General features: G+C 36.6%; 22 protein-coding genes. 6 read left to right on the forward strand and 16 right to left on the reverse strand.

Translation table 11 applies throughout. From position 1 onward, the window contains the following. Positions 1 to 28: 28 nt before the first annotated feature. Entirely contained in the window at positions 29 to 1,810 is a 1,782-nt protein-coding gene (locus C1634_RS00165; protein WP_123921332.1) for a carboxypeptidase-like regulatory domain-containing protein, read from the reverse strand. Positions 1,811 to 2,135: 325 nt separating this feature from the next. Here C1634_RS00165 and C1634_RS00170 point away from each other — a divergent pair, with 325 nt between their 5' ends. The 3 genes from C1634_RS00170 to C1634_RS00180 all read left to right on the forward strand — a co-directional run bounded on the left by C1634_RS00170 (position 2,136) and on the right by C1634_RS00180 (position 7,633). Beyond that, on the forward strand, positions 2,136 to 4,397 hold the full coding sequence (locus C1634_RS00170) for an outer membrane beta-barrel family protein (protein ID WP_109737748.1): 2,262 nt from the start codon (positions 2,136 to 2,138) through the stop codon (positions 4,395 to 4,397). Between the two features lie 46 nt (positions 4,398 to 4,443). Beyond that, positions 4,444 to 6,693: a TonB-dependent receptor domain-containing protein gene (locus C1634_RS00175; RefSeq protein ID WP_103235270.1), complete on the forward strand. Its 2,250-nt coding sequence runs from the start codon at positions 4,444 to 4,446 to the stop codon at positions 6,691 to 6,693. Between the two features lie 79 nt (positions 6,694 to 6,772). After that, entirely contained in the window at positions 6,773 to 7,633 is an 861-nt protein-coding gene (locus tag C1634_RS00180) for an alpha/beta hydrolase (protein WP_109737749.1), read from the forward strand. A 47-nt stretch (positions 7,634 to 7,680) separates the two neighbouring features. Here C1634_RS00180 and C1634_RS00185 read toward each other — a convergent pair whose 3' ends face one another. From C1634_RS00185 to C1634_RS00230, 10 genes are all read right to left on the reverse strand, one after another. Next, a complete protein-coding gene (locus C1634_RS00185) occupies positions 7,681 to 9,435 on the reverse strand; it encodes a discoidin domain-containing protein (protein ID WP_109737750.1) in 1,755 nt (584 codons plus the stop codon). A gap of 28 nt (positions 9,436 to 9,463) precedes the next feature. Continuing rightward, positions 9,464 to 10,489 carry a hypothetical protein gene (locus C1634_RS00190; RefSeq protein WP_103233305.1) on the reverse strand — a complete coding sequence of 342 codons (1,026 nt, stop codon included), beginning with the start codon at positions 10,487 to 10,489 and terminating at the stop codon, positions 9,464 to 9,466. A gap of 8 nt (positions 10,490 to 10,497) precedes the next feature. After that, positions 10,498 to 12,024, reverse strand: a complete 1,527-nt coding sequence (locus C1634_RS00195) for an NAD(P)-binding protein (protein WP_228409898.1) — start codon at positions 12,022 to 12,024, stop codon at positions 10,498 to 10,500. A gap of 37 nt (positions 12,025 to 12,061) precedes the next feature. After that, a complete protein-coding gene (locus tag C1634_RS00200; protein ID WP_109737751.1) occupies positions 12,062 to 13,576 on the reverse strand; it encodes a polyamine aminopropyltransferase in 1,515 nt (504 codons plus the stop codon). Next, complete coding sequence (locus C1634_RS00205) at positions 13,569 to 13,784, reverse strand: DUF350 domain-containing protein (RefSeq protein ID WP_103233308.1); 216 nt, start codon at positions 13,782 to 13,784, stop codon at positions 13,569 to 13,571. The genes C1634_RS00200 and C1634_RS00205 overlap by 8 nt, the downstream gene beginning before the upstream one ends. 13 nt (positions 13,785 to 13,797) lie before the next feature. After that, positions 13,798 to 13,989 (reverse strand): hypothetical protein, encoded by a 192-nt coding sequence (locus C1634_RS00210; protein WP_228409900.1) that lies wholly within the window; start codon positions 13,987 to 13,989, stop codon positions 13,798 to 13,800. Next, a complete protein-coding gene (locus tag C1634_RS00215) occupies positions 13,989 to 15,446 on the reverse strand; it encodes a DUF4178 domain-containing protein (RefSeq protein WP_103233309.1) in 1,458 nt (485 codons plus the stop codon). The genes C1634_RS00210 and C1634_RS00215 overlap by 1 nt, the downstream gene beginning before the upstream one ends. Before the next feature lie 2 nt (positions 15,447 to 15,448). Next, positions 15,449 to 15,808, reverse strand: a complete 360-nt coding sequence (locus tag C1634_RS00220) for an S-adenosylmethionine decarboxylase family protein (protein ID WP_103233310.1) — start codon at positions 15,806 to 15,808, stop codon at positions 15,449 to 15,451. Positions 15,809 to 15,828: 20 nt separating this feature from the next. Continuing rightward, positions 15,829 to 16,752, reverse strand: coding sequence for a citrulline utilization hydrolase CtlX (gene ctlX, locus C1634_RS00225; protein ID WP_109737752.1), 924 nt, complete (start codon positions 16,750 to 16,752; stop codon positions 15,829 to 15,831). A gap of 82 nt (positions 16,753 to 16,834) precedes the next feature. Then, positions 16,835 to 17,749 carry a dimethylarginine dimethylaminohydrolase family protein gene (locus C1634_RS00230; protein WP_103233312.1) on the reverse strand — a complete coding sequence of 305 codons (915 nt, stop codon included), beginning with the start codon at positions 17,747 to 17,749 and terminating at the stop codon, positions 16,835 to 16,837. 281 nt (positions 17,750 to 18,030) lie between these two features. Between C1634_RS00230 and C1634_RS25850 the strand changes: the two genes are divergently transcribed. Beyond that, positions 18,031 to 18,195, forward strand: a complete 165-nt coding sequence (locus C1634_RS25850) for a hypothetical protein (RefSeq protein ID WP_153816335.1) — start codon at positions 18,031 to 18,033, stop codon at positions 18,193 to 18,195. A gap of 35 nt (positions 18,196 to 18,230) precedes the next feature. On the opposite strand, the gene C1634_RS00235 is transcribed toward C1634_RS25850, so the two are convergent. The 3 genes from C1634_RS00235 to C1634_RS00245 all read right to left on the reverse strand — a co-directional run bounded on the left by C1634_RS00235 (position 18,231) and on the right by C1634_RS00245 (position 22,008). Continuing rightward, a complete protein-coding gene (locus C1634_RS00235) occupies positions 18,231 to 20,393 on the reverse strand; it encodes a TonB-dependent receptor domain-containing protein (RefSeq protein ID WP_109737753.1) in 2,163 nt (720 codons plus the stop codon). Between the two features lie 80 nt (positions 20,394 to 20,473). Then, positions 20,474 to 21,535, reverse strand: coding sequence for a helix-turn-helix domain-containing protein (locus C1634_RS00240; protein ID WP_103233314.1), 1,062 nt, complete (start codon positions 21,533 to 21,535; stop codon positions 20,474 to 20,476). An 86-nt stretch (positions 21,536 to 21,621) separates the two neighbouring features. Then, positions 21,622 to 22,008, reverse strand: a complete 387-nt coding sequence (locus C1634_RS00245; RefSeq protein WP_103233315.1) for a winged helix-turn-helix transcriptional regulator — start codon at positions 22,006 to 22,008, stop codon at positions 21,622 to 21,624. Positions 22,009 to 22,129: 121 nt separating this feature from the next. On the opposite strand from C1634_RS00245, the gene C1634_RS00250 reads away from it, so the two are divergent. Together C1634_RS00250 and C1634_RS00255 are read left to right on the forward strand one after the other, a co-directional pair. Continuing rightward, the gene (locus tag C1634_RS00250) at positions 22,130 to 22,924 is read left to right on the forward strand and encodes an SDR family oxidoreductase (protein ID WP_109737754.1); all 795 of its coding nucleotides are present in this window, start codon (positions 22,130 to 22,132) and stop codon (positions 22,922 to 22,924) included. A 16-nt stretch (positions 22,925 to 22,940) separates the two neighbouring features. After that, positions 22,941 to 23,264: a hypothetical protein gene (locus tag C1634_RS00255; protein ID WP_103231533.1), complete on the forward strand. Its 324-nt coding sequence runs from the start codon at positions 22,941 to 22,943 to the stop codon at positions 23,262 to 23,264. 64 nt (positions 23,265 to 23,328) lie between these two features. On the opposite strand, the gene C1634_RS00260 is transcribed toward C1634_RS00255, so the two are convergent. Beyond that, positions 23,329 to 24,615 carry a citrate synthase gene (locus C1634_RS00260; RefSeq protein WP_103231534.1) on the reverse strand — a complete coding sequence of 429 codons (1,287 nt, stop codon included), beginning with the start codon at positions 24,613 to 24,615 and terminating at the stop codon, positions 23,329 to 23,331. An 84-nt stretch (positions 24,616 to 24,699) separates the two neighbouring features. Next, positions 24,700 to 25,992, reverse strand: coding sequence for a phosphopyruvate hydratase (gene eno, locus C1634_RS00265; protein WP_103231535.1), 1,293 nt, complete (start codon positions 25,990 to 25,992; stop codon positions 24,700 to 24,702). Between the last annotated feature and the right edge of the window lie 190 nt (positions 25,993 to 26,182).

The following is a 26,182-nucleotide window of genomic DNA, read 5'->3' on the forward strand; positions in this document are numbered from 1 at the left end:
TTTTCGGTCCTTTTAATTTTTAGTGTTATTACATATCCCGCTTCACATGCCCTGTCGCTGTGAAAGTATGACTTCCTGAATTATTGGTGTAAGTTCCATTGACTGTAAAATCAATGTAATCCCCTACTACTCCAAAAGTGGCTATGTTTATAACCAAATTTCCATTACTTGGTGTAATAACGGCTCCTGAAAGTTCAAATATATAATCTGTAGTAAAATTGGCTGCAACACCCAACATATTATTTTGAGTCATAGAGAAAAATGGTCCTGCAGGATTCATTGAATTTATTCTCAATTGTTTGGGCACCATATTAGGTGATGTAGGAGTAAGACCTGCCCATTGTGCATTGAAAGATCCTACTACATAAACAACAGGCTGATTATCAATTTTGTAATTGACAAATTCATTTACAGAATTACAAGCCATGATATCCCCTAAATTTACATTAGTAGATGTGGCCGTGAAAGTAACCTGATTGGTAGTCTGAACATTCACCGCATCAAATCCTTCATAAATAAACTGTGGATTCGCAGTACATGAATAGGTATTAAATGTAAAACCTCCGGTACTGTTTACTGGTACAGACATATATTGGAAATAGTTTGTACTCACTGCAGGCTTTAACATTACATAACCATCAGTAACAATGGCATTGGCACAAGTTTTCAGATTCCCCTGAATAGTATAACTGGTAGATGCAGAAGGATTTACTGTAATATCTGGGATCGTCGTTATGATTCCGGCCGGAAAAGGCCCGACGTTAGAGGTATAAATGACATTATTACAGACATCATACACTTTTAAGCTAAGGACTTCACCTGCTGGAACAATTCCAGATACCATTCCTGCATTGTCAGTCATTCCGTACGTTTCATATGCCTGAGAGCTTCTCTTTAAAGTTACTTTAATATTAGGTAAAACCTGTCCTGCAGCATTTTTCACCGTTACTTTCATTGTCGCCTGCTCAAACTGTGCATCACAATTCCACCAGGAAAAATGACTTACTGTTCCTACATAGGTATTTCCAATCTTTGTTGCAGAGCCCTCCTCCTTCCACATTCCTGTATCTTCATTATAAGACCATAATGGAATGGTAGCTGGTGAATTGGAAGCTTGTGCAGGATCTACCGGAACGGTAATTTCTGCCGTGTGGCCGTTTGCAATCTGAAGATTTTGTCCGGAACTTCCCGTTAATTGTACATGCAGCATCCCAAAAGTTTCCATCACTCTGGAGTTTCCTCCTAAATTGGTTGCCAAAAATGATCCTGGCATTAATTCATTGAGGTATTGATTGGATGGTGCTAAGTGAAAAACGGCAACGCTCACATTTCCTGAATAAGCATTTCCGCTGGCATCTTTAAAGCTTCCATCGAATTTTACTTTTGTTCCGTTTGGTAATGAAACTGTAGAGGCAGTGCCTGAAGTAATGGTAGAAGTGGCTGTTGCAGGAATCATCATAATATTCACCTGATTCATTCCGTTGGTAGGAACCAAAACCCGTGATGCATTTACATAGCCGGACTTTGTCACTTTTATGTGGGCAAAGTTTTCTTTTACAGAAGCATTTTTAAATGTAAAAAAACCTCTAAGATTGGTTGTCACCGTACTTGTTCCAATGGTAACTGTTGCTCCTGAAACCGGAACTCCATTTGTATCAAGAACTACACCCTGGAAATTTCTTTGTGCAGTATTCCCAAAATTATAATTAGATGGGGAATTGGATGTGTTGTCACCTATTTCTAAGAAAGATTCATCTTTACATGAAAATATTAATAGAAACAATAAAAATAAAAGGTAAAATTTTTTCATATAATAATAATTTTTAGTTTTTACTAAATTAATAATAAAATATGAGTCTTCATGTTTTCTCTTATTTTTCATCAACTATTTTTTAAATTTCAATTAATTTCATGCTATCGTGTAACAAATTTATTGCTAAAGTTGTCTTATTATTCAGAAAGATCAAGCAATCATTATTTTTAAACTAAATTTTTAATAACTGATAATCAATTAATTAAACTTTATTTAAAATATTTTTGAGTACTTTGTATTGCATGATACTATATTTATTATATATCTTTGTAATGTAAAATAACAAACCATACAAGCTATTAAACTAAAAATAATAATAATCATGAAAACTCAAATTCTTATTGCAGCACTATTTTTCGGTGGACTTATCACTGCCCAGCAGAAAAAAGACAGTTTGAAAGTAAATGCTATTGATGCAGTTAATATCAAGAAGCAGGTTTTCAAAAAACAGGGTGACCGCTTAGTATATGATGTAGCATCTTCATCTATTGCTAAAGGAACCAACACTTTTAATCTTTTAAAACAAACCCCGATGATTTCCAGTATAGATGGAAAAACGCTGAAGATTTTGGGGAAAAATGATGCGATAATCTACATCAACAACAAGAAAACCAATATGGATTCTGAGGCATTGATTGAAATGCTGAAATCGACTCCATCAGAAGATATACAAAAAATTGAAGTCATTACAGTTCCCGGAAGTGAATTCCAGGTTGAATCCAAGGAAGGAGTAATCAATATTGTAATGAAGAAAAGCAAAAATAATGGTTATAATGGGACGTTGAAGATGCAGAATGAGCAAGGTTATTACAACAACCCAAATGCAGGAGCTTCTTTTAATTTCAGACAAGGTAAATGGTCCGGGAATTCTAATTTCAGAATGGGAAGCTGGACCGACAGACAAAAATATACATTGTCTAACGGAGATTCTACTTTCAGAAATGAATCATCAGGTTTCAATGATGATCCCAACAAAAATTACGGAGGAGGTTTCAATGTTGATTATGAGATCAATAAAAAACACAGTTTAGGTTTCTCTTATAATATGAGATATAATAAAAGCTTCAATTCTATATTGGATATCACCAATTGGCAAGATGGAGTTTTATCCAACAGAACTGTCAATAATGAGGATGCACAAACAAGAAATCATTCTTTCAATTTAAATTATGAAATGAAAACGGACTCTCTGGGAAGCAAACTTACATCAAATGTCTCTTATCTATGGTTCAACAGAAACAAAGAAAGCTTCAATGAAAGTTTCCCTTTAACGAATGATACGATTAATAAATATTCAGCGCTTCATCAGGCTGTACCACAAATCATCAACAACTATGCAGCCAACATCGACTATCTGAAAAAAACGGCTAAAGGAGCAACCTGGTTAATGGGAATCAGCTACAACCATACCAATACAGATAATGATACCAGACAGGATAAGCTGAAAAACGGAGCATTTGTGATAGATCCTAATCAGACCAACCACTTCATTTATAAGGAAAATATTCTTGGAATTTACCTGAACTATGAAAGAAAGCTGACTGAGAAACTATCCGGAAAAATAGGAGCCCGCTATGAAATGACCAGAAGTACCGGTGATATTGTAGACAAAACAGGATTTGAAAGAAACTACAACAATCTGTTACCTTATCTGAATTTAAATTATGCCATCAATTCAGATCATAATTTGAGTTATACGTTTTCAAGCAGAATCAGAAGACCTAGATTTTGGGAATTGAATCCTTCCAGAACCTACTTTACACCAACCAATTATACGCAGAACAATCCATTTATATTGGCTTCTAAATATTACAATCAGGAGATCAATTATATGTACAAAAATGCATTCTATGCCAATCTGAGTTTTAATATGGTAGAAGATGCTGCCGCTTCAGATCTCCTTCCATTGCAAGGAACTGTAACGGCTCCAAAAAAAGATTCTAAAGGAAACATTATATATGATATCAAAGGAAATACAACCATGGAAACCACAAGATTCCTTAGATATATAAGAACTAACTACGGAAAAAACAGAGAGCTTGCTTTAACTCTTGGGATGAACAAGTCATGGTTCAAAGACATATGGACAACCAACTATTCTGTGAACTTAGGGTATGTTACCTACAGTGGCGGGGTTTGGGAAGATCCTACATCTATGCCGGTTCCGGGAGAAACTGAAGTTGTAGAACCTTATATCATTAATGTTAAAAACTATAATATGTCTGCTACCCTCAACAATATAATCCGCCTTTCATCCAAAAAAGACTGGTTTTTAGGAGTTAATTACTTTTTTGCAAGCCAGACCGCTATGGAAGGAGGTATGATCGGGGCAAGACAGAGCTTTGATTTCAATGTGAAGAAAATTGTAGGTGACTGGACGATTGTAGCTGAAGTGAGTGACTTATTCAATCAAAGTTTTTACAGAGTTAAAGGTGTACAGCCTAACGGAACCTATAACAATATAACCAACTTCAATTATCCAAGACTTATAAGTATCGGTGTTACTTACAATTTCGGTAATCAGAAACTGAAAAAGGCAAGGGAAATGAAATCAGCGAATGATGCTGTAAAATCAAGAACCTAATCTATCATAATTTATCTCACTACAACCACTCTTAAATAAAACAAAAATGAAACGTATAATTTTGTCAATGGCTATCGTATTCGGTACTTGCGCATTTGCTCAGGAGAAGAAATCTGATACGGCAAAAACTAAAAATATAGAAGGAGTTACGATCACGAAACAGGTTTTCAAAAAGCAAAGTGACCGTTTTGTATATGACGTAGCCGCCTCTCCAGTTGCGAAGGGAAATACCACTTTCGACCTTCTGAAGCAGACTCCGTTATTATCTTCTACCGATGATAAGACCTTGAAAATCGCAGGAAAGAACAATGCACTGATCTATATCAACGGAAGAAAAACCAATATGGATGCTGAGTCTCTGGCTCAGTTCCTGAAAAATACTCCAGCAGAAAATATTCAGAAAATAGAAGTTATAACGATTCCCGGAAGTGAATATCAGGTAGAATCATCAGATGGGATCATCAACATCGTTTTAAAGAAAAAAATGAGTGACGGTCTCAGCGGAAACATGAGAATGTCTAATACAACCAGTAAATACAACGCAAGCCAGGCCAGTTTCTCAGCTAACTACAGAAAAGATAAACTGGGAGTGAGCGCCAATCTTAGTGGTGGGGAAAATATTGAGGCACAAACTTACACATTAAGAAATGGTACCGCAAATACTTCCAATGAATCTACCGGAGATATCACCGATCCAAACAAAAACATCGGCGGTTATCTGAATATTGATTACCAACTGAATGACAAAAGCAACCTGGCATTATCATGGAACACATGGGCTAATAAAAGCTATAATTCAACAGTAGATCTGTTTAATACCATAAAAAAAACAGGCACACAATATACATGGTCCAAAAACAAAGAAGATGCAAGGTCTTATAACAATTCTTTGAATCTAAATTATGAATTAAAAACAGATTCATTAGGCAGTAAGCTGAATGTAAATGCAGCCTATCTGAACTATAGAAGATTTCAGTTCACAGATAACCAAACCTTTACTTCAGATATCAACAGAGGATTGGGAGCAAGAACAACACAAGTGCTTCAGGATCTCCCTCAGATCATTAATAACTTCTCCGGAATGGTAGATTATATTCAGAAATTTAAATATGACCTGACAGTATCAGTCGGAGGAAATTATAACAAAACAAAAACAGACAACGATTCTAAAAACATTACTTATTCTTTTGATCCCGTAAAAAATCCGGATCCAAGACCCAATCATTTTATCTATGATGAAAACATCTATGGTATGTATCTTACTGTTGAAAAGAAGATTTCCGATAAACTTTCTGGAAAAATAGGAGCGAGATACGAGATTACCAACAGTTTGGGATCTTCCGACAATGCCCCTACAGAAGCCCTTAAGAGAATTGAAAGAAACTACAAAAACTTTCTTCCTTATTTGAGCGTGAATTATGCGATTAATGATAAAAACAACATTTCGTATTCCTTTTCAAGCAGAATGAGAAGACCAAGCTTCTGGGAGCTTAATCCTGTAAGAAATATTCTGACAGATGATAATTATACTCAGAACAACCCATTTGTAAAGGCATCTTCAACTTACAATCAGGAATTAACTTATATGTTTAAAAATTCATATTTCCTGATTCTAAATCACTCTTATATTCAGGATGCTATTACTCAGGTTCCGTTACAGGGATATCCGGTAGCTCCGGATGGTACAGTGGGTGCCAATCCTGTATTGAGATATATCAGAACCAATTTTGGAAACAAACAGGAAATGTCTGCAATGTTAGGCCTTCAGAAATCATTTTTTAAACAATACTGGACAACCAACTTCAATATTGGAGTTCAACATAACATCAACAACGGAAGTCTTGACATCGACCCTACTACAGGAGACCGATTCAAAAATCAAAAGGGTGAAGATATTGTATACACCAACAAAACAAATTCTACCAGTCTTCTCATCCAGACAAACAATACCATCCGTCTTGATAAAAAGAAAACGTGGTTCTTTGGAGTTAATTATTTCTTCGTAGACAAACAGCAAATCGAGCTTGGATTACTAAAAGAGCTAATGAGTTTAGACCTTAGCATCAAAAAAATATGGAACGACTGGACTTTTGCAGTGAATGTCAATGACGTTCTGAATACCAATATTGTCAAAATTGAAGACTTCCAGGACAATGGGAATTACAATTACATCCACCAAAACCGCTACAATAGAAACGTAATGGTAAGCCTTACCTACAATTTCGGAAATCAGAAAGTGAAAAAGGTAAGAGACATCGAAGGTGCATCTGATGCCATCAAAAGCAGAACAAAATAAGAGAAGTATCTTTCTTCATATTCAATTATTCTTACGGTATCCGCTGTTTTTTACAGCGGATTTTTTATATTTAATAGCTATGAAAAAATGGGTACATATTATTTTAATCAGCCTCAGTTTGCTTTTTCTATGGACTGGCTGTAAAGAAAACAAGATAAAACTAGGCAACGATATCAGCTTTGATAAAGAGGAAAATATTCAGTACGGAAATAGTCCTGAACAGGTGATGGATATTTATATCCCCAATAAAAAAACAATCCAAAAAAGGGATGTTTTCATGATCATCCATGGCGGGGGCTGGCGTAGTGGAAATAAGTCACAGCTTACATTTTTCACACTTTCTCTGATGCAGAAATTTCCTCATCATATTTTCGTTAATATGAATTACAGACTGGCATCAGCATCCAACTACGGGCTGCCCAATCAAATAAACGATATTAAAGAGGTCTCTGTCTTTTTAGAAAAGAAACTCAAGTATAATCCTGAATTCATATTATTAGGAAACAGTGCCGGAGGACATTTATCCATGCTATATGCCTATCAATTCGATTCTGATAAAAAAGTAAAGGCCGTTATTAATATTGTGGGTCCAAGTGATCTTTCAGATCCGGGTTTCAAAAATTATCAGGAATATTCTTTTGTTGAAAAAAGGCTTGTAGATCCTCATGTACCAAGACCGGGAATATCACGTATAGATTTTGCCAGCCCTGTAAAATGGATCACAAAAACCTCCCCTCCTACCTTATCCTACTATGGAAGTACAGACCGCGTTATCCCTTCCTCACAAGAAAAAATCCTAGATTCTATTTTAAATAAAAATCATATCATTCATGAATCTTATCAATTCGATGGTGGACATTTGGATTGGGATAAAAAGCCCAATGATGAATTTCTTATCGATAAAATAGCAACCTTTCTAAAAAAAACGGACAAAAAATAACACGTTCTGATCATTCAAAATGTGTTATTTTTATTTCTTAATTGCTTTTATTCAGACTTTGCAGGTGCTGTTCTTTCTGAAACTCCATTGGCATTGAAAGCTTCAATCTGGAAATAGTAAGCATCAGTTCTGTCGGCTCCTGTAAAGAAATATTCATTCTTTCCGTATACCATAATGCTTCCGTACATTTTATCGGGAGATTTTCCCCAATAGATCACATAGCCGTCTGCTTCAGAATTCTGCTGCCACTTCATCCAGATACTTCTTCTTTCACCATATTTTTTAGGATCGGCTCTTAAAGGAACAAAACCTTCTACTTTTGCAGGCCCTTTTCCGCCCCCTTTCCCAAACACTCTGAAACCGCTCAAAGCAAATTTTCCGGTGGGCATTTTCAGGTTTTCCATTTTCAGGAAACGGGCTTTTGCAGGGGTCTCCAATTCTACATAATCGTGAGGAACGTCTTTTGTGTTTTTACTTTTATCCACAATTACATTCCACTTCTTTCCATCATTAGATCCATAGATTTTGTATTGGTGCATTTTTCCCAGGGTTTTTCCCATAAATTCGGCATCCTGATCTGCATAATTGATCTGAATGGCATTGATGGTAGAAACCTCACCCAGATCTGTCTGGAACCATTCTCCGGAATTTCCGGTTTTGGCACTCCAGTAAGTTTTAATGTCTTCATCCACTGCATAATTGGGCTGGTAACCTCCTAATGTAGAGGAGACCTGAACTGGTTTATTATAATTCAGCAGCATCCATCCTGCAAAAAGACCTTTTGAAAAATCTTTTCCCTGAGCATATTGCGGAAGATAAGTAGGATAATCTCCATAGGCTGTATTACAATACATCACATCGTCTTTATCAAAACCTGCAGGCCAGATTCCAAGTCTTCTTTCAAAATTATTTTTAGTGGAAATAAAGATGGTGGAAACGTGCCACCAGTTTTTATAATTGTCTTCAAAAGTAGCTCCATGCCCTGCTCCTCTGGCAAAACCTCCAGGCTTGTATGAAAATGGATTATGCTGCTGATACTCGAAACCTTCTAAAGGACCTTTGCTCACGTACACTCCATCAGAATATCCGCTAAACTCTGTTGCCGGAGCACCGTACTGCATATAATATTTTCCGTTATGCTTAGTCATCCATGCTCCTTCTACGAAAGGCTGAAGAAAAACATTATCATTGTATTCACCAAAACGTTCCCATCCGTGGTCTTCAGGTTTCAGTTTAAGAATAGGTTTTACAAAACCTTCGGACTGCAGATTTTTAACTTTAACTTCTGTTCCCAACAGAGGCCATTCATTGCTTGAGCCCCAATACAGATACAGTTTATTCTTATCTTCATCATAGTGAAATGCAGGATCCCACGCTCCTACTTTTAACGTGTCCACCGCAATTTTCCAGTCGTCTTTAGTTGGGTTTGTACTCTTCCAGATTGGGAAATCCTGTTCCCAGGTAGAACCATAAACATACAGCGTATCTTTCATTGCCCAGACTGCCGGAGCATTAAGATCATGGGTATATTTATTATCTCTTAGAAATTTTCTTTTTACAAACTTCCAGTCCAGCATATCATCACTGTACCAGTAGCCTTCCTGGTTGGTAGAAAAAAGAAACAGTTTATTTTTAAAATTAACAATAACGGGATCTGCTGTAGCACGGTGTTTTCCCTGTTTTGAAAAAACTTCGAAAGGGGTATATCCGTAGTCTATATTAATGGGATTACAGAAAGTTTTCTGCTGACCGCCCACCATGATTCCCAGAAAAATGGCTAATGATAAAAGATATTGTCTCATTTTCAGATTTTAAACATTCAGGGCAAAGTTAACTAACTTTTTTTGGTTTTCTCCAAATAAAGCCATCCAGAAGATAATGGGTAAGCTGTGGAACGACCAACAGCGGAACCAAAAATTGAAACAGTTTTTCTGAAACCATCATATTCAAAGAAAAATGCTCATTCCAGACCAAAGTTTCCCATAAAAATTCCTCCAGAAAAGCAAACCCTACAATGACCGCTACAAATAAAAAGACTCCCGAAAAAGATTTAAAAATCTGCATTCTGTTCAGCTGATGATTTTCTTTTTGTTTTATTTCCTGAATATAAATCAATGCGATATATGGAATTCCATGGGAGACCACATTCAAAAAAGTAAAGAGAAGATCATTGTTAAAGTATACAATTCCAAAATACCAGGAAAGAAAAGTTCCCGTGATCAATGCTGTTTTAGGAAAATTAATATTTTTTGTTTTGAAAACTTCGAAAACAGTTTTAACGATCCAAATGATCAGAATTGTAAAATAGATGACGGTAATCAGAGGAATATAATCCGGAAGGTTTTGAAGCCATTCAAATTCATTGTTGACAAACCAGGTAAAGGCGCGGGGTGTTTTAAACCAGTATAACATGGGATAGATTGTCGCAGAATAAACAGCTACCTCATCTATTTTTTTGCTCCAGTTATTGGACTCAAATCGGGCATAAATTCTCATAAACCCATATTGCTGGCGTATAAAATGAAAAACGGCAACCAAAGCCAGTACCGACCAAAATGTCAGGCTTCCCAATTGAAATAAAACAATACCCAATATCCAGCTTAGAACAGGAATCCCAAGATAAAGCAGTTTATTCTTCTGTATTTCACCTTTTATAAAATAGGTTTTGAACAGTGTCGAATAGACGTGGGCTACGTCTACAAAAACAATCAGGAAAAGCCATGTGTAAAAAGAATAATGGTTTTCCAATCCCTGGATCTGTTTCTGAAAAAGAAAAATAATCAACAATACCAGAAAAGGCGGTGATAAAATAAACCACCAGTCTGTTTTTGCATTGTGTATCCAAGGCTGTTTCATATTATAATTTATATCATTTGTCCGGCCGTTCTTATTCCCTGATAAAAAGCTTCTTCAAAAATAGATATTCCCGAAAGATCAGAATGGGCAAAGAATATCTTCCCGTCTATAGGTTCTTTTGCGATCCTTGTTGATTCTCCAAAAATCTGGTTAGGAACCGGTGCAATCATAGCATGTCCTATTTTATGAAACTGCATTTCCAGAATAAAATCTTCTATTAGCGGATGTGCTTTCTTCAGATCATTCAAAACTAAAGTTTTAAGTTCAGCTTCTTTCATTGCATACAGCTTCTTCCTTGCTTTTCTGCAGTCTCCGGTTGAGAAACTTTTATAGTGGGTAATTACTCTTTCCCCTATAATCTGGTTAAGATTTTGATGTTGATCAAAGATATATCCTAATCCTGAAGTTCCATAGATTACATTATCCCAGGCCAATTCTTCATCTCCTCCGAATTCATTCTTTAAAGTAATCGTTGTTAAAAGCCACGGAACATAATTAAACGATTGGGCTTTCTTATGATTAAAAATTCTCTCGTTCACAAACTGTGGTGATGCAAACAGTACTTTATCCGCAATGATCTTTTTTGTTTTCTTCTGAATATTATCAAAGCTCAATACCTCAACTTTATCATTGAGTGTTACATCGAAGACAAGATTCCCGGGGATATGCTTCCCTTCTGTATATTTTGAGAAATGTTTTGCCAGTCTGGCATTTCCTTCCGGCCAGGTGAATACCTGATCTTTATATTTCGTGCTCCAGTTGTTCTTTCTTCCGGCAAAATAATGAATCCCCGCCCATGTGGAAACATAGTCTATGCCTAGTCCGAAATCATCTCTGCAGGAGTAATCCAAAAGCCAGAGAAGTTCTTCTGAATGATAGTTATTTTCCTTCAGCCAGTCTTTGAAAATGATTTTTTCAAGGTTTAAGACCTCATCTTCCTGGCTTGAATCATGCACCGGAATGGCAAACCAATATTTTCCCTGTGCATCTTTCTTCAGGCGGAACTCATCCATCAGCTTAAAAAAGCGGTTAAGCTCTTGATGAGTTTCTGTTGAAATCCCTCTCTGAGGAACGATATCATTCTGCCAGGAGTTTTTATAGAACAGTCTTTCCTGTTGTGGAAAGGTCATTTGGTATTCATCAAGAATGGGTTCTCCGTTCTCTTCAGTTCCCAGACAGATTCCACATTCTGTCAGAAATTCTATGATTTGTACATTCTCTTTATTGGGTAAGGGCAAATAATGAGCTCCCAACGGAAACTTTGAAAACGAGTTCTGCCCGTTGGAAGAATTTCCCCCCAGATGATTCTCCATTTCTAAGAGAAGATAATCGTTTTCATTATGCTGACTGAAAAACCGGCAAGCAGCAAGTCCTGAAATTCCCCCGCCCACAATAAGATATTGGGTGTGAATAACTTCTGAAAACTGTGGAAAATCTTTTGCCCATAACTTATGCCCAAGAACATAATTCGTTCCGGTGATTTTCAGCAACAATGACTTTACCTTTTTTCCACAATACTGTAAAAAAGGAAGCATAAGGCTACCTAAAAATATAGTTTTAAGAAAATCCTTTCTACTGTACTTTTCCCCACTCTTCATCAAAATAACGAACTAGTATCTGGTTATCCAGACGGTTAACTTCTACGTCTTTCACTTTCATATCTTTATTAAAATAAGACATCTGTGAAAAGTTGTAATCATAGTATTTTAAACCGGGAAGCTTTCTGTAGATTCTGTTGTTTATGGGTTCGAATGAAGCCATAGAGAATCCCCACTCCCCGAAAGACGGAACATAAGTATGATAGGCAGCTGTGAAAGGAAAAATCTGATTGATCGTTTTTTCTATGCACCAGAACGATTTCGGCGCAAAATACGGAGAGGTCGTCTGAACCACAATTTTGGTATCAAGAGTTGTCAGTCTCTCCAGTTCTTTATAAAACTGCAGGGAATATAATTTTCCCAGGCTGTAGTTGGACGGATCCGGAAAGTCTATGATAATGACATCAAACTTTTTTCTGTTCTCTTTTACCCAAATGTAGGCGTCTTTATTGATTACCTCCACTTTCGGATTGGAAAAAGAACTTTGATTCAGCCTGCGCATGGTTTCATTGGTCTTGAAAAACTGGGTCATTTCACCATCAAGATCCACGAGGGTTATTTTTTTAACGTCTTTGTATTTCAATACTTCTCTTGCTGCAAAGCCATCTCCTCCTCCCAAAATCAAAACGTTATCAATGTTTTTTGCCATAGACATCGCAGGATGTACCAGGGCCTCATGATAACGGTATTCATCGGTGGATGAAAACTGTAAATTGTTATTCAAATAAAGACGAAACTCATGGGTATTTCTCGTCAACACAATCCTTTGGTAAGGTGAGCTTTTGGTATATACTACATTTTCCCCATATAGCTTTTCTTCAGAATAAGATAAAATCGTATCTGAAAAAAAGAAAAGCCCAAGCAAAAAAACAAATGCCGAAATAGACTTTACTCTTAATGAAAACGATTTTGATAATTCCTTTTTAAGGTAATAACAGAGAAATATAGCAATAGAAATATTAATGAGTCCGAAAAACAGAGGGGTTTTTACAATTCCCAGCTTTGGAATCAAAACCAATGGGAATAGAATGGATGCCAGTAATGCTCCGATATAGTCGAATGCAAAGACATTTGAAACTAAATCTTTAAACTGAACTCTGTCTTTTAAAATGTTCATCAAAAGCGGAATTTCCACGCCAACAAGACATCCGGTAAAAAAGACGAAAAGGTAGAGAACACTTTCAAAATGTGCGAGAGTATTAAACAAAATAAACAGCACAACAGAGCTGATTCCTCCTACGATTCCTACAAGGATTTCGATCTCAATGAATTTATCAATAAGATTTCCTTTGATGAATTTTGCAAAGTAGGAACCCACTCCCATTGAAAAGAGATACACCCCGATAATAAAAGAAAACTGCTTTACAGAGTCTCCTAAAAGATAGCTCGCCAGGGCTCCGGCCACCAATTCATAAATCAATCCACATGTAGCAATGACGAATACTGAAAACAATAAAAGCAGCTCAAGAGGAATCCTCTTCTTATCCATGAATTGCAGCGCTTATAATCATTGAAATTCCGATGATGAATGCTCCAAAGACAATAGCCAAGGCTACGTTTTTGTTTTGAGCGATCTCATGCCATGTTTTCTCCGGTGTAAGCTTTTCGATAACGAAATAGCATACCAGCAGAATTGCGATTCCTAAAAATGAGTAAAGAACCGAGTTTAATATTGGTAAGAAATTGATGTTGTCCATAGTTTTTATATTTTTATTTGTGATAGTATCTGTAGAATCCTACTCTTGAATGGCTTCTTGTGGTTCCGTCACGGTATGTTTCCGTTTTGGCACAGTCGCAGACCTGATTTCCCTGGTATGTAAGGTATACAAACCATGTCATGAAACAACTACCAATCAGGCAGAGTATCCAGTTTTGTCTTATATAGTTTAAAATAGTAGTCATTACGATGTAGAATAAGGTGAGTTTGAACTGTTATTCCATTTATTTACATTAAAGAAGTACCTTCCTATATACATGGCCACAAAAATAGCGACCATTATGAATAAAATAAATCCGAAGTTCCAGAATGAAATGGGAAGCCATGTTGCCTTGAGCTGTACATAAGTATTGCTTGAAATAGGATCTGTAGTGAGCTTAGGCGCCTCAGCATTAATCAGGGAATCCAGCTTTTGAGTTCCGAAAGATGCTTTAGTAAGGCCGGCGATTTCCGATGTGTCTTTTTCCAGTGTCTTTCCGTCTGCAAAGACTATAGTTTGGGCCTTAAATAGATCGGTGACCTCTATAGTTCCTGATTTATCCCGGGATATCATCACCTTTGAATCTGGAGACTGAAGGTTGGAAAAAGTAGGTGAAGAACCTTCCTTCTCTGCAGAAATAAGAAAGTGATATTTTCCTGAGCTTACTCCACAAAGATTAAATTCTTCGGACTGACTTCCTTCTGACCAGCTTTCCCCATCTTCATATCCGTGGTATTGTTCGATATCTTTAGAGGTATAGATAATTTCATTGGTTTTTTCATTCACAAGACTCAGCTGGATATTCGCCCAGGAATTATCAACACCTGAAAATGCACTCACCTTTAATGGTGCTGAGCCTCCTGAAAGAGCAAAACTCTTGCTCACCATTTCTTTGCCCTGTACATCTGCAAAATTGATGGTCTCCGCAAAAACGGTTTCATTAGTTCTTGAAGTATATACATACAACTGAAGCAGACATATCATCAATGCAGCCGCACAAAAAATATTTACAGTCTGTTTGATATCAAAATAATAAGGCTGAACAATCCCTACTCCTGTATAATGAGGGAGATTAGCTATTTTAAAAGCTCTTTTAACATCATATTTTGAAATATGAACTCCGTAAAAATACTGGCTTTTCTTGCTGGTCTTCTCCTGAGAGATCATACGGGTTCCGTTGACATATTCTTTGTAGGTAGCAATACTGAAATCTATGTGTTCATCAAAAAAACCGGCTGCAGCTTCAATACTGCACTGAGAGTTTTCGTACCAGCGATAGGTTCGTCCGAGATAGGTTGGTAATTTCGAATTTTTACCTTTAAAATCATCGGGATGCATAGGAATCAGGAAAACCCAATGCCCATCACTTTCACTCAGGAAAGCATCATTTCCTTTGCTGTCTTTTAAATAGTATTCGCGCCAGAAAATACTGGAGCCATATTTCTTGACAATAATAGCAGCTACAGTATATTCTACACCTTCAATTTTCCCTTTTTGTCCGACGTCCAAGACCACGTTTTCTGTCGGTACTTTCAGATGCTTGATTTGTTTGTTTCCGGCTACATCAATGAGGTGAGAGCAGGTTTGGCAAACATATTCTTCAATAGGAAAACTGAGATCTAATTTATTTTCTGAATCGCATGCTGGGCAGACGTAATGCATTTTTATCTGTAAATTTTGTGTTTTTGAATGGTATTAGCTTTAAAATACTGAACCACTTCATCTGCGATCTGCTCTACTTTTGTGGTGTTATCCTGGGTATAATTACATAGGAAAACGTCAAAAGTAAGCTGCTTAAATTCCGGCCACGTGTGGATACAAAGGTGCGACTCTTTAAGGATCACTGCCGAAGTAAAACTCTCATTTTCAAAAACATGATTGGTTACTCCTACAATTTCTACATCTTTAGTTTTCAGAATCTCTTCCGTAAACGTTAGAAAACCTTTGCTGTCTAATAACAAATCTTCTGACTCTGTTTCCAAAGTCAGAAGAATATGTAAACCTTTACTTGATAATGGGTTCAATTAATTTTTTCGTAAATATATTATTTTTTTGGAAGAAAAACCTCAGCAAGCATACATCTTGCGCTTCCTCCTCCATTTACTTCAATGGTATTCAGGTCTGAATAGATAATTTCGCAGTATTTTTCAATAGCTGCAACCTGTTCTGTTGTTAAAGACTGGTAAGCAGTCTGGCTCATCACCAGGAATTTCTCTCCGTCTTTGTTCTGAACCTGAAGCATATTTCCCGCAAACTGCTGCATCTGGTCTTCTGAAATCTCAATAATTTCTTTTCCGGAACCTTTAATGGTTTCAATTACCTTTTCTCTTTCCAATTCATCATCGATACAGTCTAGGCAGATTACTACAAACCTATCAGCCACACACATCATTACGTTGGTATGATAAATAGGAAGTCTTTCTGTTCCTACTGTCTGGAATGAATGGAAAACAACCGGAGCGAAGCCATATTTTGTACAGAATTCTCTGAATAGTTTTTCATCTAATCGTAAAGAAACAGAACCGTAAGCAATTTTATTGTCATGATCAAAAATCATACTTCCCGTTCCTTCCAGAAAGTGTCCCTGTGTTTCAGAAAAAGACCAGTCATCAATTTCAGCGACTTCAAAGCCTTGCCCCTGGATGCTTTCAATAATATCTTCTCTTCTTTCCACTCTTCTGTTGGATGCGAACATCGGGTATAAAACCACTTTCCCGTCTTTATGGAAACTTACCCAGTTATTTGGGAAAATAGAATCCGGCGTATGAGGATCCAATGTATCTTTTATCGTGATTACATTGATTCCTTTTCCTCTCAGTTTTCCAACAAAGGTATTGAACTCAGCCAAAGCTTTGAACTGGATATCAGAACCTGTCTGTTCCACCTGGAAGTAATTGTTTTTCGCTGTCTCAGCGTTGTAACCGAATGCAATCGGTTCTATCATTAATACTGTATCTGTTGTTTGCATTTTTTTTGATTAAAAGATTGAAAATTAAAAGATTGAAAGAGTACGCTCCTCCACTCTCAAACCCTAAGACTTTCCCACCCAATTATTCTCTCACAAGCGGCATGGTAGAGCATCTCAACAAGCCTCCCATTTTGGAGATTTCTCTGTAAGGAATTTCTTCAACGGTCATTCCCCATTCGTTTCTCAAATGGTTGTTCATTCTTGTGAATGCTTTGTCGGAAACTACGATATCAGGAGAAATTGAGAAAATATTAGGGACCATTTCAAACATTTCTTCATCATTGATATGGAAGCAGTTTTCTTCTCCGAAAATATCGATGATTAAACGGTAGTCGCTTTCATCTACGAATCCGTTTTTATAGATAATACATTTGTCTTCTCCTACCGGATTGAATGTACAGTCCAAATGCAGAATACCTTCAAACGGAATTTTATCGTTTTTCTTCAATTCTAGGTCAATGATTCTTTTCTTTGGAAAATATTCTTTTAATATTTCAATGGCATACTCATTGGTTCTTGCCGTCTTATAATTTCTGTAATCTTCGCTGAAACAAGTTCCGATGAAAATAAAATCATCCCATACGATAACATCCCCTCCTTCAATATGGGCTGTTTCCGGAAGATTGATGATTTTTCTCCATGCTACTTTTTCAAAAACATTTTTGTATGCTCCCTGCTCATCTGCTCTGTCTGCGATCACATTGGAAATGATCATTTTATCATCAATTACAAAGGCTACATCTCTTGAAAAAACCTGATTGTAATCTTTAATGATACTTGGACGAAGCACTTCAACGTCATACTTTTTTAGAACCGCTTCAAAAGCGTTCATTTCGTTAATAATATCCTGTTCTTTAGGATAAATATTATGTTCGATTGAGTAATATGACTTTGCGTCATAACTTTCCTCTAGTGTGGGAACCGGTCCCAGTGAATTAGGCTGGCCTAGAACTACTGACTTCAGCCTACCCGTTTCATTTTTAATGTTTAGTCTCATAAAGATTTATGCAATACTACAAATATAAGTAAAGGTCTCTACCTATAAAACTTTTGGATTATTTTATGCATTAAATTTGAATGTGTCCAAAATTGTTTTTTACTATTTTTTAACAAAAAAGGAAAAGTATTATTCCAAAAACCTCTACAACCTACTATATTTCATCTACATAAGTATTAAAAAACATATTATTTTTATTATTTAAATTCATATCTTAGTGATATAGTTTTCGCGAAATTATAGATCATAAAACTTAACTATTAACACCAAAAATCAAAGTCATGAACAAGAACAATCCGGTGCTGAAAAACGCACAAAAATTAGGAAGAGACCAACAAAAATCCGTTATGGGAGGAGCACCAATATCAACAGCCAGAAGATGCTGTGAATGGGATGATACAGGAAAATGCTATATCTGGACATGCGACAGATGCCAATGTCCTTAATACAATCGAAAGCCTGCTTTTTCAAGCAGGTTTTCTTATCTCGCTCTGTTTTCTTCTTCTGTTTTCTGGGTTTCTTTTACCTGATATTTTGTACTTCCAATGCTGTAACTGAGCGAAAATACCAGCCGGCTGCTATCCCACCAGTGTTTAAGGCGGTTATCCATGATCTGTTTATGCCGGAATTCCAGCTGCTGGTCGTATGAATCAAGGAGATTATTAAACCCGATTTTAGTGTTCAGTTTATTATCAAGCCAAGACTTCTGAACTGATACATCTATGGTATATCTTGGTTTAATGATGTAAAGACTATTTCCTGTTTTGGATTCGTAATTGGCAAAAATATTTACCGTGTATCCTTTTGGAAGTGAAAATACCTGATTGATTCTTACTCCATAATTATAGATATTCAATGCAAAAACCTCATCCAGATAGGGCATGAATTCATAATTGTAATTTCCTGTGAACTGACTGGTGATATTCCACCATTTTGTAATTCTGACCGGAAAACTGGTTTCAAAAATAGCGAAATTCCGATATGGAAGATTGGTTCCCAAATATTGCAATACGTTCGTTTCCGGGTTGTAAATGGGATAACGCGTCATGAAATCTTTTTCTTTTCCAACCGTAAAGCTTGTCACCCAGTTTTTATAACGATAGGTTGCTTTGATCTGGCTGGTAAACGATGGCCGTAAATAGGGATTCCCAATCCAGTAATTGAGAGGACTGAAATAAAACCTGAAAGGATTAAGCTGCGAGAAAGCCGGTCTTGTTATCTTCCTGCTATAGGAAAGAGAAAGTTCACTGGACTTATTAAAAGTATAGCTTGTACTAAATGACGGAAGCCATTCCAGGTAGTTCCTAGAAACAACAGAATCTAAAGTCACTGCATTGGAAATACTGTTTGTATTTTCAAATCTTAACCCGGCATTCATCTGCAGGTTTCCAATTTTCTGCCTGTATGCGATATATCCTGCCCATATTTTTTCTTTGTACGAAAATACATTACTTCGCGTAGGGTCAAAAACAAACTGATTTCCGACAGACAATGTATCGTACCTGATATTATTATGGGTGTCGGAGTTACTGTATTTGATTCCTGCCTCGATGTCTATATTATTTATTTTTTGGGAAGCATCTATCTGAGCGGTATAGATATTAATTTTGTTAAGCAGATCAGACTTCCAATAAGACAAAAGATTAGCTGTAGCCTTATCTTTATTGATAAAATCATCATCCTGCTTATTTTTAACGGCCAGATAATTCCCTAAAAAACTGATTGTAAATCCTTTATTTTGGAAAGAATAATCAGCTGCAATTCCATAGTTATCCTGTAAATAATCTGTAGGATTTTCACTTACAGTATGAAACACCAATTGTGTTTCACTTTTATCAGTAGCATAAAGTGATCCGCTGCGTGTACGGTCATTTTCCCGGAAGTTACTTCTTAGACTGATTCCTGCTCTGTTTTTATCATTCAGTCTGAAATCTGCCCCTGCCTGAATATTATAGACTTTCCCAAAATCTTCCTGATAGGTATTGGTGCGCATCACATTAGTATTCGCTAACCGCTGCAACGCTTGATATCGATAGGTTGAAATTCCTTCGTTATAACCTGCCTGCAGATTGTAGGTTGCCTTTCCTGTATGGTAAGATAGATTGAATGCATTTTCCCTGTAGTTGAATTTATTAGTATATACATTCCCGTTATAATTTGCTTTCCAGCCGAGATTGGTGTTCTTTTTTAATTTAATATCAATAATTCCTTTAAATTCTGCATCATATTTTGAAGATGGATTGGTATTTACTTCTACAGATTCTACCATTTCGGGCGATAAGGATCGTAAATATGCCTGTATCTCCTGATTGCTCATGACAACGGGCTTGCCATCAATAAAAATGGCCGGAGTAATTCTTCCTCCAATAAAAATTCCGTCTTCCTGGTCTACTGTAACACCGGGTGTTTTTCTCAGAACTTCAAGAAGATGGGTAGAGGTTTTAAAGTCTTTATTTCCGGCAACAGCCATTACCACATTTCCATCGTTCAGTTTCATCTTTCTTGGAGCTGATTGGATAACAACTTCTGAAATATTGGTTGTGGAGGACTTTATTTTTGTCAGAGAATCTGAAGCTACTTTCTGTGCTTTTCCATAAAATGAGAGAAGCAAGAACAGTATCAAAAACCATAATTTGATCATCATAAATAGTAAATTTTATGACATCAAAAGTATCGGGTTGTCGTAAAAAAAAGGTTTTGAAATTAAAATTCCGCAGTACTGAATTATAAATCCAAACTCTGAAACCTAGGCTCAGTAAGGGTTTTTGATTGTTTGTACAAAAGCGGTGTTGTATTTTTTATCTTCTTAAAAGTAGAAAAGAAAGTTGATTTGGAATTAAATCCTACTTCATACCCAATCTCCTCAATTTTCAAATAGGATCCATTTTCAATTTTCTCACAGGCTTCACTGATCCTGTATTCGTTGATATAAGTTGAAAAACTTTTATCCAAATTATCATTCAATAGTTGGGAAAGCTGATGGGCAGACATATTCATTCTGGAAGCCAGATCGCTCAGTTTAAGATTCGGATTTCTATAAAGTTCTTCAGCACTCATCAGCCTCTGTAATCTGGATACAAAATTATCGGCCTGTTCTTCTGAAATTTTTTTATTGGAATATCTTCCGGCTTCTTTTACCGGGAGCTGTTGATGTTTTTTATTGAATAAGATCAAAAAGTTTGCATACAGCACAAATGAAAATACAAGACTCCCTCCCGCACAGTATATCTGTACCCAACCTGTAGAAATCAGCTGATAGGTTAAAAAGATAATCACATTACTGATCAATACCGGAAGAACAAATTTGTTTGGGTTTGTATGGTTCTGTTTAACCAAAGTATAATACTGATACACCGTAAGAAATATAAATACAGACCACGCGGTATAAATGAAACTTCCAAAATAGTGATCCCACGTAATAGGAAACACCAAATATAATAACCCGACTGCTCCTAAAATAATCGTTAATATCCCAAACCACTTCTGACAGCTCTTCCAATCAAATTGGTCTTGCTGGAAGGAAGATTTCACATAGTAATATAAGGCCGGGCCTGTAAAAAATAGGGCCGACAATCCCAAATGCGGGATAATTCTTGGTAAATCAGGATAAAAGTAGATGCATACAGAAATTCCTACTCTTGTACTCAGCATTAAAAGAAGAAGTCCAAGGAAGAAGTCTGGCAGGTATTTCAGTTTTTTAACAAACAGCAGATAAATTCCCAGCAGAAGCCCATTGAATGCTCCTACCACACTAAAGAAAAATAACAGCTGCTGTCCTAAAGTCATTGTATATTAATTTTTTACAGTAGTAAATTTAATCAAATTATTGTATCCGGTTTTCTATATTTTTTGTAAAATAGTAAAATTGGTCCTTAAGGCTGCTCAACATTATTCTCTGATCCGTTTTCCAACCTTTTTAAAATCAATGTTCGCAAACGCTCTTCGTGATCATCCCCCCATTTTCCTAGTCCAGCAATCACAGGAATTAGTGTCTGTCCAAACTCTGTAAGCCTGTATTCTACTTTTGGAGGCAAAACAGGATAAATTTTCTTAGTCACGAGATCATGCTCTTCAAGTTCATTCAACTGCACATTCAAAACTCTACGGGAAGCATTGGGAATCTTCCGTTGCAGTTCACTTGGTCTCTGAATTCCTTCATTAATAAACCACAACAAACGGATTTTCCATTTACCATAGAGTACTTCGGCAATCAGATCAAGCCCGCAATTCAGATTAGGTGGGATTTTTCTTTCATACATATAACAAATGTAATACAAATGACAGGATACAACAATAGGGATCAATTTATCCGTATATGATTCGTAACCCCGTACTTGTATGAGCCTGTCATACTCCTGAAATTTGTACAAAAAAGAAATCATGACAGAATCATTTAATTTCAACAACGAATTATCAGATAAAATTGCTTTGGTAACAGGGGGAACAAAAGGAACAGGAAAAGCCATTGCCGAAAGATTATTAGCTGCAGGCGCCACTGTAATCGTCACTGCAAGAAATCAACCTGAAAATATGAACAACCGCCTTCATTTTATCGCAGGCGATCTGAGCCAGCCAAAAGAAACTGAAAAACTGGTAAGAGAAGTTCTTTCAATTTTTGGAAGACTGGATATTCTGATTAATACCCTCGGCGGTTCAGATACGCCCGGTGGCGGTTTTGCTGTTCTGAGTGATGAAGATTGGGAGAACACGATTCAGACGAATCTTCTCGCACCAGTCCGTTTAGACAGAGGATTTCTCCCCCAAATGCTGGAGCGGAAAAATGGAGTAATTATCCATATTGCATCTATTCAGGGAAGATTACCTTTATTTGATTCTACATTACCCTACGCAGCTGCCAAAGCTGGACTTATCAACTACAGTAAAGGTTTATCAAAAGAAGTTTCCCCAAAAGGGATCCGTGTACTCACTGTTTCTCCGGGCTGGATTATGACTTCATCAGCAACCCGAATGATGGAACGTATTGCTGATAGTTCAAAGATCACTATTGAAGAAGCTACGCAAAGTGTCATGGATGCACTGGGAGGGATCCCCATCGGTAAACCTGCACAACCTGAAGATATTGCAGAGCTTGTTGGTTTTCTAGTTTCTCCACGAGCTGGATATTTAACAGGAACCGAATATGTAGTAGATGGCGGCACCATTCCTACTATTTAATTATTTAAAATAAAACATGAATCTACCGAACATTTTACAAGAATTTTTAAAAGCACAGAAACTTTTTGACAGTACATCTTTTTCCAATTGTTTTTCGGATCAGGCAACTGTGTTTGATGAAGGAAAAATATATAGCGGAAAAGAGGAAATAAGACAATGGAATGAGAAATCCAACAATCAATTTCAAACATCGTTTGAAGTACAAGATTTTTCAACAAGGGATCACACAATTCTTTTAAAGATCAATATTTCCGGTTCCTTCGATGGAAGCCCAGTACTCCTAAATTTTTATTTCAGAATCGAGGGCAATCTTATTACAGCTTTAGTTATTACTGGATAAGTTGTAAAAAACAAAAAATCCCAAGTAAACCTTGGGATTTTTTTTATTATGATAAAAGCAAATATTATCTGCTTGCAATATCGATGTAGTTTCTTTCCTGAGCACCTTGGTAAACCTGTCTTGGTCTTCCAATCGGGTCTCCTTTTAGTCTCATTTCTTTCCACTGAGAAATCCATCCTGGAAGTCTTCCTAATGCAAACATTACGGTAAACATTTCTGTAGGAATTCCTAATGCTCTGTAGATAATTCCTGAATAGAAGTCTACGTTTGGATATAGTTTTCTTTCGATGAAGTACTCATCCTCAAGTGCTACTCTTTCTAACTGCATTGCAATGTCAAGAGCTTTATCCTGAATACCAAGTGCAGTAAGGATATCGTCAGCAGCTTTCTTGATGATTTTCGCTCTTGGGTCGAAGTTTTTGTAAACTCTGTGTCCGAATCCCATTAGACGGAAGTTATCATTTTTATCTTTCGCTTTAGCAACATATTTAGATACATCACCACCATCTTTCTCGATCAGCTCAAGCATTTCGATTACAGCCTGGTTAGCTCCACCGTGAAGTGGTCCCCAAAGTGCAGATACTCCAGCAGAGATAGAAGCAAAAAGACCTGTGTGAGCAGAACCTACCATTCTTACTGTAGAAGTAGAACAGTTTTGCTCGTGGTCAGCGTGAAGAATTAATAATTTATCTAAAGCACCTACTACTACCGGATCAATTTCGAAATCAGCGTTTGGTAATCTGAATGCCATTTTGTAGAAGTTCTCTACATAGTTTAGGTTGTTATCTCCGTGGTTTAATGGTAAACCTTGAGTTTTTCTGTAAGTCCAAGCACAAAGGTGAGAGAACTTAGCAATCATCAGCTCAGCTGCATGATCCATTTCTTCTTTAGAGTTTACATTAACGGCTTTAGGGTTAAAAGCTGTCAAAGCAGAAGTCATAGAAGATAAAACCCCCATAGGGTGAGCAGAACGAGGAAAAACATCAATGATCTTTTTCATTTCGTCTGCGATGAAGTTATATTTTTTAATATTATTGTCGAATGAAGTAAACTGATCCTGGTTAGGTAATTCTCCATGTAATAAAAGATACATTACTTCAGTGAAGTTAGATTTTTCAGCAATTTGCTCAATTGGATAACCTCTGTAGAATAATTCTCCTTTATCTCCGTCTAAGTAAGTGATGTCGCTAATAGTAGCTCCTGTATTTTTGTAACCTAAATCCAGAGTGATCAAACCTGTCTGGTCTCTTAATTTTGAAATATCAATCCCTCTGTCTCCGATAGTACTATCCACAATTGGATATTCATATGAATTACCGTCGTAATTCAATATTACTTTGTTGTCTGACATTATTTATTTATTTTTTTTAAATATACCACTTTCCATAAAATACGGCAAACAAAAATTATCGCTTGCCGTTATTTATAAATTCAATTATCTTTTTATTTTAAATGCTTCTAATCCTGGGAAAATTGCAGTTTCACCAAGAGCTTCTTCAATTCTCAACAACTGGTTGTATTTTGCCATTCTGTCTGATCTTGAAGCTGAACCTGTTTTGATTTGTCCACAGTTCATTGCTACCGCTAAATCAGCAATGGTAGAATCTTCAGTTTCTCCTGATCTGTGAGACATTACTGAAGTGAATTTGTTATTCTGAGCCATTTGTACCGCTGCCATTGTTTCAGAAAGAGAACCAATCTGGTTTACTTTTACAAGGATAGAGTTGGCAATATTTTCTTTTACTCCTCTTGATAGCCTTTCTACGTTGGTTACAAATAAATCATCTCCTACTAACTGTACTCTGTCACCGATTTTATCAGTTAACATTTTCCAACCTTCCCAGTCATTTTCCTGCATACCGTCTTCGATAGAAATGATTGGATATTTAGCCGCCAATTCCGCAAGGTAAGAAACCTGTTCACTGCTTGAAAACTGAGCTGCATCCGGAGTCTGGAATTTTCTGTAATCGTAAATTCCATCTTTGTAGAATTCAGAAGCGGCACAGTCAAGTGCTAACATAATGTCGTCACCTGGCTTATAGCCTGCTTTTTCAATTGCCTGAAGTAATGTATCCAAAGCATCTTCAGTTCCTTTGAAAGTAGGAGCAAAACCACCTTCGTCACCTACCGCAGTAGATAAACCTCTTGAATGAAGAATAGATTTAAGATTGTGGAAAATCTCAGTTCCTTTTCTCAATGCATGAGAGAAAGAATCTGCTTTTACAGGCATAATCATGAATTCCTGGAATGCAATAGGAGCATCTGAGTGAGATCCACCGTTGATAACATTCATCATTGGAACAGGAAGTGTGTTTGCATTCACACCACCCACATATTTATATAGAGGCATTCCCAATTCTGCAGCTGCAGCTCTTGCTACGGCCAAAGAAACACCAAGAATAGCGTTAGCACCTAGATTTCCTTTGTTAGCCGTTCCGTCAAGATCAATCATAATCTGATCGATATAGTTTTGTTCGAAAACCGGCTGCCCAACTAAATTCTCTGCAATTACTTCTTTTACATTTTCAATAGCTTTCAGAACTCCTTTTCCCTGATATTCTGAACCACCGTCACGTAATTCTACCGCTTCGTGTTCTCCTGTAGACGCTCCTGAAGGTACAGCAGCACGGCCCATTGCCCCACTTTCTGTAAATACATCTACTTCGATGGTAGGATTTCCTCTGGAATCTAAAATCTGTCTTGCTTCTATGTAAGAAATTGCACTCATTTTTTATTTTTTTAGTTTAGACAAATTTAATCAAAATTAAACTTTCAGGGGTATTTCGAGGGATTTTTTTGAAATAAATGCAAGTTAAATTTTAGTTAATTTATATTATGATAACTCTACAATTTCTTTGGGTGGAATTTGCAGTTTAAAATGGGAAAAAGAGTCATAAAAAAACTCCAGATATCAAAAA

This window comes from Chryseobacterium viscerum (assembly GCF_002899945.2).
GTDB lineage: Bacteria > Bacteroidota > Bacteroidia > Flavobacteriales > Weeksellaceae > Chryseobacterium > Chryseobacterium viscerum.